The sequence below is a fragment of the Flavobacterium sp. RHBU_24 genome (assembly GCF_046613695.1).
Lineage (GTDB): Bacteria > Bacteroidota > Bacteroidia > Flavobacteriales > Flavobacteriaceae > Flavobacterium.
Genome location: NZ_JBKJHD010000032.1, coordinates 1 through 12966 on the forward strand (window position 1 = coordinate 1; position 12966 = coordinate 12966).

The following is a 12966-nucleotide window of genomic DNA, read 5'->3' on the forward strand; positions in this document are numbered from 1 at the left end:
AAATGGTTTGCGGGTTCGTTGTGCTTGTATAGGCTGCCGGTGCCGTTATGGCATTTGTGCCATTTTGGGCATCTGCCTGGGTAGGGTAGTAGGTAACGGTAATACCGGTTTGGCTTCCTGTAAGCAGGGCATCCTGCTGGGTTAGGTTAAATACCGATGTCCCGTTATTATCGGTATCGCAAACAGTAAGATCCGGTGCCTGTGTTACTACCGGTAGCGCCTGTACATTTACCTGGAAGGAAGTGTAGCTGCTGCATCCTGAGGCATTGGTAACGGCTACATAAATAGTCTGCGGGTTTACAGTATTGGTAAATGCAGTAGGTGTTGTAATGGCGTTACTACCTGCTTCGGCATCGGCCTGGCTGGTGTAATATGCCACGGCAACACCCGGCTGTCCTGCCTGTAAAAGTGCGTCCTGCTGGGCAAGGTTAAATGTTGTAAAGCCATTTGGAGTGGCATCATCACATAGTGAAAGGTTTGGTACTGCTACAACCGTAGGGGCAGGCAGTACATTTAATGCGAATGATGTGCTAACGATACAGCCCGCAGCATTTTCAAGCGTAGCAAAAACGGTTTGCGGGTTTGCGGTGTTTGTATATGTTACCGGTGCTGTTATGGCATTGGTGCCATTATCGACATCCGTTTGGGTGGGGTAGTAGGTAACTGTAATGCCGGTTTGGGTGCCTGTAAGCGCAGCATTTTGCTGGGTAAGGTCGAACACCGCCGTATTGGGTTGGGCTGTTGTACCGCATTCTGAAAGTGCCGTTACAGGGTTAACAACGGGAGGCGCTACAATTTGCAATTCAAAATTTACCAAGCTAAAACAGGTATTATCTGCATTTGAAGCCCTTGCCCAAATGGTTTGCCCCGACGATGTAAAGGTACCCGGCGTTGTAATAGGGTTAGAGCCATCCTGCGCATTGGTTTGAGTTGTATGGTAAGTTACTGTATAGTCTGTACCCAGCTCACTTATTATTGTAGCGGTTTGGGAGTTAAGGTTAAAAACGGCACTACCGGCACTACCATCGCACACAGTAAGGTCATCCGGTGCTACTGCTACAGCGCCCGCATCCGGTACCGTAATTGTTATACTGGCAGATTGTATGCCGCCGTTGCTGGTTATCTGGGCTGTAACAGTATAGGTACCGCCTGCGCTAAATGTATGTGATGCAATAGCAGATGTATTGGCAGCACCGCTTGCCGGGTCGCCAAAATTCCATGCTACCGAAGTTACATCGGGTATGCGAAGCAGCGAAAAACTAACATCGCCGCCTGGGCAGCCCAGTTCATGCAGTATACCCGACTCAAGGTAGGATTGTATAAAAGCCGGTGTGCCGATACCTCCGCCAGCCATAAGCCCGTTTAATTGATATCCACAAGCCAGCCCGCTATTATTAGGATTGTTGATTACGTTATACCCTCCTGAAATAATATTCCTGATATATATTTTGCCGTCAGGCCCTAATTGCATTCCGCTATTGCCGCCTTCCCCTCCTGTATTTAAATTAGCGACTACTACTTTTGATGCTTCAATATCATTTTCGTTTGTAAGGGTTACATCATATTGATTAACAGTACCTGCAGCTACAAATCCGAAAGGGTCGCCTACATACAGGTAACGGCTGTTTGGAGAAAATTCCAGGCCATAAGGCTGGCCATTATATCCTTCCAGGTGTATAGGGTTAGAAATCTCGCCCGTGAGGTTATTGAAATCGAGAATTTCAACCCCCTTATTGGGACCCTCTATAATTACAGAGGCAAGTTTACTTCCGTTTGGCGATGCCTTCAACTGGCCCACTCCTTCAGGGCCAATATTAGGGTCGTCAGGGTCTGGGGGGCCAGGGTAGAAAGTTCCTGTTGCACTTACTACCGGGGTAGTGCTTATGCCATTTGCAGAAACAAGATACGCTATAAATTCATTACTCATGTACCGGTGCGAAATTACCCAGATGCGCTCGCCATCGGCATGATGTACCGCTGTTATTTTCTCGACTTTAGCATCCGCATCTAAAACTATATTTTTATTTGCCGTAACACCACCGAGCCCGCCGTCAAGGGTTAAGTCTATCTCTGAGTAAATTAAACCCGGAGAGACGGTAGTTGCATTGTCTACATTAAATAAATAGTAAATATTAGCATCACCAGGCTTAGGTACAAATACACCAAACTGGGTAGAACTTCCGTTACCGCCAGTAAGTCCGCCTCCATTAAGCATTACTGCATGGTTACGGTTAAATATTGTGTTACTTCCTCCATAAAACAGTAATTGCCCCGCTGCATCAGAAATTGTAGCAGATCCTTCAAGAACATTAAGTTGAGGGCCCTGAAATGTTACCGGTATGCCGGAATTAAAATTTACTCCTCCCTGGTTGTCCGGAGACAAACACCAGATATTAGCTTGTTTTCCCACCCATAAACCGTCCTGCCACTGCGCTATTAGCACCTGCGCAGAAAGCAATAGCAGCCAGCAGAAAAAGTGTTTAAATTGTAATCGATTTTTCATAATAGTTTTGTTAATAAATTATGCGCTGTACCGAATTATTTAACTTTTCGACTGAAAATTATCGTCAACAGTCAGAAAAAAGTGATTAGTAATTTAATACATTGTTTACCGCAACATTAAACAAAATTTGTATGCATCGTTTTTACAAACTATAAATAGTAGGGGAATAAAAAGAGACAAACGGTATAAAATAGGCGACATTGTAGTCTTATAGCGTTGATATATAGTCAAATAAATCTAAATCTTTAGGAATGTCCATTTTAGCAGCCAGCCGTTCTTTCCTTTTCTTGCAGGCTACAATAGTAATATTTAAAATTGAAGCCATTTCTTTAATAGTAAGGTTCATATAAATGTATGCAATAAACCGAATGTCGTTAGCGGTAAGTGTAGGGTGTAGTTCTTTAAGACGCATCAGGAAGCCGTGGTTTACCTCTTCAAAGTGGGTAATAAAATTATTCCATTCATTATCGGTACGCAGGTTATTTTTTAATGAGCGAACATACTCTGATAATGTCTTGTCAGTAGAATATTTTGGTTTTTTTGAAAGATAGGTTACAATTTCCTCTATCATTTCGTTTCTGTCTGATAAGTACAGGGCTTTAGCCGATAGCTTCCTGTTCCTGTTTTCTATTTCATTTTTAAGGCGTTCCTGTTCCAGCAGCGCGTCAGTAATTTGTTTCTCTAAAATAAGGCTGTGGTTTTTTTCTTTTTCAAGATTTAATGCTGCCGCGTTCCTGTTGCGTTCGGCTATAATGTTTTTTTGCCTGAAGACAAGCAATACTATTGTTATAAAAGCCAGCAGTATTCCTAAAGACGACATAAAAACTATGCGTTCTGTACGTATTTTATCCTCTTTGTCCTGAATATCGTTGCGGTAGTTTTGAATTTCAAACCTTACACGGTTGTTCTCAAAAACACGGCCGTTTTTAAGTTCGTCAATCTGTTCATTTACAGCAATAATAGAGTCTTTAATAACCAGGGCTTTTTCATACTTTTTACTATTGCTGTATATATCTTCTAAAAGTTCAAATACATCCCTTTTAATGTCGGGCGACAGGGTTTTTTCTAGTAACTGCCGTACATATTTTTCGGCCATGGCATAATTTCCTTCAGTAATATATCCTTTAGCAATTATTTGCCATAAATATAAATCAATGTTTTTTTCCTCAGCACGCGGGGTAGATTTATAAAGGCTTAATGCATCGGCGCGTGATTTTTTTACATTCCCTAAAAGCATATCATTTTCTATCAGCGCTATTTTAGCCCCTAAAAGATGCTCGTTTTCAAGATACTGCATGCATTTTAAAAGGTAAGGCCTCCCATTCTCGGGCTGGTTTAGCTGGTTGTAGATGTAACCGATATTCATAAGCGGCAACCCCTTTCGCGAATCAATGTTTTTTTCATTTGCGGTTGCGTAGGCTTTAGAGTAGTACTCCATTGCCTTGTCATATATCTTTTCCTTGGTATAGAGGTTTGCAATGTTGTTAAGCGCCGCGATTTCGTCTTTTGCCTCAAGGTTTTTTACGGCAATGGTATAACTTTCCAGGTAACAATTTAACGCCTCGCCAAAATCGAGCATGGCGTAATAATTATTACCTATGTTAAACACAGCATTGTATAACTGCCTGTCCCAATGCTTGCCTTCGGCAATTGCCCTGGCCTGGGTTAAAGTTTCTAACGACTTAATATGATCCTTGCGAAACAGTTCGCTTACACCTTTTTTTATTAGAGAATCGCATTGCTCCTTTGTTTGCGAATGGGTAACAGCACCCCACAGCAAACACAGTATGCTGAAAAAAAGTGTATTAAAAATTTTATTAACAGAAGAACGGTTGTACACGGTAATTATAAATCATAATTTTTCAAAGATAAAACATATGTTCATATAAAACCGATACAAATAATTTAAATATTGTTACATAAATTTATAAAATAATTAGTCAAAACCGTGTTTTACTATTATCGCAACAGGCTAAAATGCCCCCTGTATTCTTTTTCGATGCCGTTTTCTTTATATAGTACCAAAAACCAGTAATCAGATGAAGGCATCTCATAATCGTTAAAGGTACCGTCCCATCCTGAACCGGGACTAAAAAATTGTGCTAATAGCTTACCATAACGGTCAAACACAAAGGTATTTATGCGCTGCCCTTTTAATGGTTTTACATTCCATGTGTCGTGGTAACTGTCACCATTAGGCGTAAAGTAAGGGGGATATTCTATAACTAATTCAAGTGTAGTTATGGTTACTACTATTTCCGCCAGTGCGCTTTCGCAGCCGTTTATCGTTTGGCTTACATAATAAATTTGTGTTCCTTTTTGGCTTGTATCAGGCACCGGGGCATTCGGCAAAGGATTAAGGGCAGCACTATACCAAGTTAAATTAGTACCGGTAGCGGTTAAAGGCGCAGCAATACTGTTTTCCACATAACTAACAGGCGATATTACCTGTGGAGCTTGCGGTAATGGTGTTATGGTACCCGTAACCGGTACCCGGTTGCTCTCGCAGCCATTTATGGTTTGGCTTACATAATAAATGTTTGTGCCTATGCTGTTTGGTACAGGTGCAGCAGTACTTCCTACCCCACCAGTAAGCGTTGTATACCAAAGCAGGTTACTTCCGGTTGCAGTTAATGGCAGCATGGGATCACCCTGGCAATACGTTATTGCCGGGCCGGCAACCGGTGGGGCGGGTGCCGGCAATACAGTTACATTTAAGGGTACGCGGCTGCTTTCGCAACCATTTACCGTTTGGCTTACATAATATGTACTTGTACCGGCAATGGAGGTATTAGGTAAAGGCGCATTTGTATTGCCGCTACCTCCTGTAGGTACGGTATACCAAAGGAGGTTACTTCCGGTTGCGGTTAAAGGCGAGGTAGTCTCGCCCTGGCAAAACGCTGTAGGCCCCACCGTCGGAGGGGCCGGCAATGGGTTTATGGTAGCGGTAACCGGTATACGTGCGCTCTCACAGCCATTTATGGTTTGCGTTACATAGAAAACAGTTACGCCCATGCCGGCCGGTGTGGGGGCAGTAGTGCTACCGCTCCCTCCAGTAGGCGTTGTATACCACAGCAGGTTAGTCCCCGTGGCGGTTAATGGCAGTAAAGTATCGCCCTGGCAATATGTTACATCCGGGCCGGCAACCGGAGGGGCAGGTGCCGGCAATATGGTTACGCTAAGGGGTACACGGCTGCTTTCACATCCGTTTACCGTCTGGCTAACATAGTAGGTAATTGTACCCAGGGCAGTGCTATCCGGCACCGGCGCAGTTGTGCTGCCGCTCCCGCCCGTCAGCGAAGTATACCACAGCAGATTATTTCCTGTAGCGGTTAAGGGTAGGGTGGCAGTGCCCTGGCAGTATACCGGAGCCGTACCTGCCACAGGTGGAGTGGGAGCGGGCAATACTGTTACAACAAGTGGTGCCCGGCCGCTTTCGCAACCGCTAACCGTCTGGCTTACATAGTAGGTAGTGGTTGTACCTGCGGTAGCAGTATCAGGTACTGGTGCGCTTACATTACCTATACCGCCGGAGGGCAGTGTATACCACAAAAGCCCGGTACCTGTGGCTGAAAGAGTAGCTGTACTTCCCTGGCAAGCATTCATATCGTGTGCTACAGGCAAAGGCGTTACGGGTGGCTGTTGTATGGTTGCCGTAACCGTGCCCGATTCGCAACCCAGGCTGCTCTTAATTTTAAGCTGGTAGCTACCCGGCGCTAATGGCCCCGATGCACCGGAAGTTGCCCATGAAGCACCATTATCAAAGCTATATTGCGCCGCCGTAGTAGTTATGTTTATGCTCCCCAATCCGGTACTGCAATTAGCATTGGTTACCGTAAACTGCGGGTTTTCTAATGTTCCGGGTTCTGAAGTAAGCTGCATGTGCTTTACAAACGAAATACATCCCTGGCTATTCCTTACTGCCAATGCGTAACTGCCTGCTGCCAGGCCGCCCAGGGTAGCAGTTGCCTGCCATGTAACGCCGCCGTCAAAACTATACGCGTCGGCAGCAGTAGTAATGGTAATACTGCCGGGTTCGCAGCCTTCGGGTACGGTTGTAAACGCCGGGTATAGCGCCCAGGGCGTTGCAAATAATGTAACGGCGGCCGGGTTTGAATTACATCCGTTAGCATTCTGATACATAATTGTGTAAGCCCCCGGCGAAAGGTTTGTTTTAGAATTTGCAGCCTGCCACGTAGCGCCGTTGTCAAAACTGTATAGCGCCGCGGGGCTGGTAATGGTAATTACACCACTATTATTACATCCCGGCGGTACTGTATTAAATTCCGGGAACCCGGTACTAGTATTTAGCGTAACATAAACGATATGGGAAATGCACAGTTGGGCATCCCTTATTACAAGCCCATAGCTACCGGCTGATATATTATTTTTGGTATTGGATGCCTGCCATGTAGTGCCGCCGTCAAAACTGTATTCACTTGCGGGGGTGGTTATGGTTATACTGCCGTTAGCGGTGCAATAGGGCTGCACAACAGTGTAGGCCGGGTCTGGCAGGTAACTCTGGTCTATAAACACAGTTGCAGTATACGATACGCAGCCGGATGCATCTTTTATTTTTACGTTGTAGTTTCCAGTGGGGATGTTACTTATTGTATTGTTAGTTACCCATGTGGCCCCGTTATCAAAACTGTACTCGCTGGCAGGAGTATCTACAGTTATACTGCCGGTAGGTCCGCAACTGGCATTTGTACCCGTACATGATGGCGCAGGCCCATAAACGGGCACAGGCAGGTTTACCGCGTTAGCTCCTGAAGTACACCCCGAGGCATACCTCATTTTTACCGAATAGGTACCGGGAAGGAAATCATCCATAAAAGGGCTTGCCTGCCAGCTCATGCCACCATCAAAGCTGTATTCATCTGCGGGGGTGGTTACAGTTATACTGCCATTTGTGCTGCACGTGGGGTTTACAGTTGTTACCTGTGGCGCCCCTGTAACACTGCTTACGGTATAAAAGCTACTAACGTTGCAAACGCTCCCCTGGGAGAGCATTACCTGGTAGTTTCCGGTGGCGGTACCGTCTTCAGCTATATTATGAGTAATGCCTGTTGCCCCTGGTATGGCAATGCCGTTTTTATACCACTGGTAGGTTTCTGAACCGTTTACAGGTACTTCAGGATGTGCCGTAAGTACCATATCACCCGAACAATAATTTCCCGTGGCCTGTATGTTTACAGCAAATAACGATGCCTCACTAAGCACAAGGTTATCATATACAAAATAAGGCCTGCACTGATTTATATTAATATCATAAGTTGATGACAAAAACTCCGCCCCGCCTATAATTAATGCATTTATAGCTGTAGTGGGGGTAAATACTATGGTTAGCTCTCCCCAGGCAACAATAGGTGTATAATTAGCACTGCCCAGTGTTACAAAGGGTGTATTGCTGTTAGGCACTGCGCCAAAAGCAATTGGCATGTCGCCACAACTTCCAGCTCCGTAAAGGGTTATATCTATTGGGTCGAGGCCGAATTGGCAGCTGTTCAACCCTATATCCGTAGTAATTTTAAAGGTTAGCTGGTAGGTGGTACCGGCAGTAAGGGGTCCTGTGAGGCAGGTCCCAATATATTCTGAATTATAATTTGTTACTATCTGGCCTACAACACCATTGCCATCCGGATAGGGTTGGGGTACATTCGACCAGTCAGAATTGCAGGCCTGGTTATAATAATCGGGCGACAGTTCGTTAGCCTCTACCCATCCGGGCAGGGGTATGGCATCAGACTCGCATGATGTAAAATCTTCGAAAGAACTATTAGGAATTAACGATGTAATTAATTGCTGGTTACAAGTGCAATCCGGGTCATTAATATCAATAAGGCCGTCTGCATCATCATCAACGCCGTTATTGCAAACTTCCTGGGAAAAGCCTGCTGATATAAAAAAAAATAAAATCAATGTAAAAATATTACGCATACTCTTTTAATGATAAAATATACCTGCACTATAGGAGAATGCAGGTATGGGTAATTTGGACTGAGAAAAAATACACTGTTTTGAAAGTATGAGAAAATCTAACCGTATACCTATATGAGACGCAACTTACTGATTTATAATGTTAATAAATCATGATTTAAGTGTGTTTCTATTGTAAATAAAGTGACAAATGCGAGGATAATCAGCGACATTGTATAATTATTGTATTGTATATCAATAAGTTGTGTTCTTGTAAAATGATTTTTGGAATATGTTTACAGCAGCATTTCTGGTTGAGAAGAACGCATAACGTTATTCAAAATAAATAATAAGATTAATAATGCCACCAAAACAAAGTATCAATTTGCACTGTTGATACAAGTCTAAAATATAAATGAACTGAATTTGTGCATCAAATGAAAATTACTTTGAAAAAAATAGAAGAAATACAATTAATATATGATTATCCTAATATGTGGTAATCTTCAATCGATATAGTTTTTTTTGTGTTGTGATTATTCTAATTTAATAACAATATTTATAAGTTATTTATAATTATTTAGTCATTAATGTTTGTAACTATTAGTTTTAAGAGTTAAAAAATTATATAAATATAATTTTTTTCTTACTTGTATACTTTTGTGTATTTAAATTATTGATAACCATACATTTAAATATTTAATGTCGCTTTCTTTATACAATTTGTCACCTTATTTACACGCTGATATTTAAATCATTATGTAAATTTTTAGTTAACGTTGCAGAATTACACAAACACAAACTTTAAATTTTAATAACAAAACAAAATGAAGAATTTTACTTTTGTATCCTTTTTGCTTCTTGCATTTACTGCAAGTTTGAAGGCACAGGACTGCGACCCCGAAGCTTTACCTTATGTGCTTGATTTTGAATTGGCAATACCCCCTTCTTTACCTGAGTGTACTTCCGGTACCTCCGGGTGGCAAACTTCTGTCGGCCCGGGTTACGGTTTTGACAGTAATACCCTGCATTATTCGGGCAACTCAACACCAGCAGACGATTGGTTTTATACCAGGGGTATACAGTTAACCCAAGGGCAGGTGTACAAAATCAGCTTTAGGTATGGCAATAATGATGAGAATACTACCGGGCAGCTTGCCGTCGCCTTTGGACTGGAGGCAACTGTAGCCGCCATGACAAATTCCGTAACCACGCTAAATAACATAACAGGCGCTGTAGCCAGTACAGCCTCAATCGGGCCGTTGTTTATAGGAGAAACGGGTGTTTATTACTTTGGTTTCCATGCTACTTCGGAGGCAGGCCAGGGCGATTTGTTTGTAGATGATATACTTATAGAAGAGTGGACATGTGATACGACCGCCAATGTTACAATATCGGACATTACGGATACAGGCGCTTCCCTATCATGGGATGCTGTAACTACCGGAAATACGGTTCAGTTTTATCAGTATTGTATTGTTGCAGGAACGGGTGAAGCTACCCCCGGGCCTACTACGGGCACTACATCGGGTGCAAGCTATTTTCCGCTTACGCCGGGCTCCCAATATACCGCTTATGTACGGACGTTTTGCAGTGGCGCCTGGGGTGACTGGGTAGGTACAACGTTTATTACCACAGGTTGTGCGCCGGTAACTAACTTACAAATAAGCTTTATAGATAACACAAGCGCTTCTATCTCGTGGGATGCTGTAACCGGGGGTAACGAAGTGCAGTTTTACCAGTATACTTTTATTGAAGGTACGGGAGAAGCCACACCCGGCCCTATTACTACCGGTACAACCGCTAACAGCAACGAATTTTTTCCGCTACTGCCGGGTACTACCTACACCGCTTATGTAAGAACATTTTGCAGCGGTGTATGGGGTGACTGGGTAGGAGCTACGTTTACCACAACCGGCTGTGCACCGGTGACTAACCTGCAGGTATCTGATATAGGTGACACAAGCGCTTCTATATCCTGGGATGCGGTAACCGGGGGTAACGAAGTGCAGTTTTACCAGTATACTTTTATTGAAGGTACAGGCGAAGCCACACCCGGTCCCACTACTGCGGATACAACCGCTAACAGCAACGACTTTACGCTACTTCCAGGTACGACCTACACTGCTTACGTAAGAACCTTTTGCAGCGGTGTATGGGGCGAATGGATAGGAGCTACATTTACAACAACTGGCTGCGCTTTTGCATCATTACCTTACGTTGTTGATTTTGAATCTGTAATACCGTCATCCCTGCCAGATTGTACTTCAGCTACAGGAGGATGGGAAACAACATCAAATCCGGGTTTTGGGTTTGACAATAACACACTGCAGTATACAGGTACTCCTGAACCAGCCGATGACTGGTTTTACACACAGGGTGTATACCTTATCCAGGGGCAGGTGTATCAGGCAAGTTTTAAGTATGGCAATAATGATGAAAATACAATAGGCCAGCTTACCGTTGCTTATGGCACGGAGACTAATGCAACTGCCATGACAAATTCTGTAACCACGCTAAATAACATAACAGGCGCAACCGCGGATTCAGCCTTTGCAGGGCCATTATTTGTGGGCGAGACCGGGGTTTATTACTTTGGTTTCCATGCTACTTCAGATGCTGGCCAGGGTAATCTGTTTGTAGATGATATACTTATAGAAGAATGGACATGCGATACAACCGCTAATATTACCACAACTGATATTACCGATACAAGCGCTTCGCTTTCATGGGATGCCGTAACTACCGGGCACACAGTACAGTTTTACCAGTACAGCATTGTCGCTGGAACAGGGGAAGCTACCCCGGGCCCTACTACAGGCACAACAAACGGTACAAGTTATTTTCCGCTTACGCCGGGCTCGCTGTATACTGCTTATGTAAGGACATTTTGCAGTGGCGCCTGGGGCGATTGGGTTGGTACCACATTTATTACCACAGGCTGCGCGCCGGTAACCAACCTTCAGGTATATGATATAACAAATGCCGCAGCCTCTATATCCTGGGATGCAGTATCCGGTGGCAACGAAGTACAGTTTTACCAGTATACTTTTATCGAAGGTACAGGAGAAGCTACGCCCGGCCCAACAACTACCGGCACAGCCGCTGCCAGCGATGAGTTTTTTCCGTTACTGCCAAACACTACCTATACCGCATATGTAAGAACGTTTTGTAGCGGCATATGGGGCGAATGGGTAGGGGTAACGTTTAACACATTACCTTATTGTATCCCGGAGCCTTTTAGCCAGGATAATGATGGTATTGTTAATTTTGTTTTGGGTACAATCAACAATCCTACCGGAAGTGAGACTGGGTTTTATGGTGATTATACCGCTCTTTCTGCTGACGTGGGGCAGGGTACCACCAATGGTTTTACAATAACGTATGCTACAGGATTTACCTATGGGACAAAAATTTGGGTAGACTGGAATAACGATTATAACTTTAATAATGACGATGAACTGGTATATACAGGCCTGTCGTCTGCGGCTAACCCTGCTAACCTTACCGGGACATTTACCGTACCTGCAGATGCTGCATTAGGTACACACCGCCTGAGGATAGGTGGTACTGATAACAATGCCGGCCCCGATACCGCGTGCTATAATAGTAGTTGGGGTTCATTTGAAGACTATACGCTTAACGTTACCCCGCCTCCCGCCTGTTTTACCCCGGTTAACATTACGGGTACTCCTAACATGGACGGAACTGTTAATTTAAACTGGACCGCACCAACATTGGGTGAAGAACCTTTGGGTTATGAGTATGTGGTAAGCACTTCAACAGTGCCACCTACAGAAAGCGGAACCTTTATAACCGATACCTTTATTATGGGGTATTCAGATATTATCCCCGGTACTAGTTATTATTTATTTGTAAGGACAGATTGCGGAACATCAACGTATAGTGACTGGGCTATGTCTGCCGAATTCGCATACCTGCCGGGTGATACATGCGGTACGGCAATTAACTTGGCATCACTTACCAGCCCGTATACGAGTACTACGAGTGGGGCATACGACAACTACACGCCGGCATGTGCTTTTAACTCTACTGCTGCCGACTTATTTTACTCAATAGATGTTCCTAATGGGTATACTCTTACCATATCACAAAGCAATAGTTTTGACTCAATGGTAGCTGTATTTTATGGAAGTTGTGATTCAGCAACTGCGATAGCCTGTTTTGACGACCCTGATGAAACCCAGGTAACCTGGACAAATAGTACAGGAACACAACAAACGGTTTATTGGGTTGAAGATGGATATTTTAGCGGTTCAGGTGCATTTACACTTACGTGGAACCTTGTTGCCCCGCCATGCTTTGACTGGACAGGAGCGGCAGATACATCGTGGACAAATACCGCAAACTGGTGTAACGGCATACTGCCTACCGCTGCCGATGATGTAACCATTTCTGCCAGCAGCCATAACCCTGTTATAAGTTCAGGCGTGGCTTATGCCAATAACCTTACTGTAAACGAGGGCGCCATACTTACCGTAAATAGCGGCGCTACGCTAAGGGTAGAAAATACAATAACCAGC

4 protein-coding genes are annotated in these 12966 nt (G+C 44.0%); 1 reads left to right on the forward strand and 3 read right to left on the reverse strand.

Annotation, left to right across the window (positions count from 1 at the left end; genetic code table 11):
• From ACLI09_RS17625 to ACLI09_RS17635, 3 genes are all read right to left on the reverse strand, one after another.
• Nucleotides 1–2503, reverse strand: a 2503-nt coding sequence (locus ACLI09_RS17625; RefSeq protein WP_411420966.1) for a PKD domain-containing protein, incomplete at its 3' end; no start/stop codon positions are given.
• 208 nt (nucleotides 2504–2711) lie between these two features.
• Nucleotides 2712–4283: a tetratricopeptide repeat protein gene (locus tag ACLI09_RS17630; RefSeq protein ID WP_411420967.1), complete on the reverse strand. Its 1572-nt coding sequence runs from the start codon at nucleotides 4281–4283 to the stop codon at nucleotides 2712–2714.
• Nucleotides 4284–4462: 179 nt separating this feature from the next.
• Entirely contained in the window at nucleotides 4463–8425 is a 3963-nt protein-coding gene (locus ACLI09_RS17635; protein WP_411420968.1) for a T9SS type B sorting domain-containing protein, read from the reverse strand.
• An 824-nt stretch (nucleotides 8426–9249) separates the two neighbouring features.
• Between ACLI09_RS17635 and ACLI09_RS17640 the strand changes: the two genes are divergently transcribed.
• The coding region (locus ACLI09_RS17640; RefSeq protein ID WP_411420969.1) for a fibronectin type III domain-containing protein at nucleotides 9250–12966 on the forward strand (3717 nt) is incomplete at its 3' end.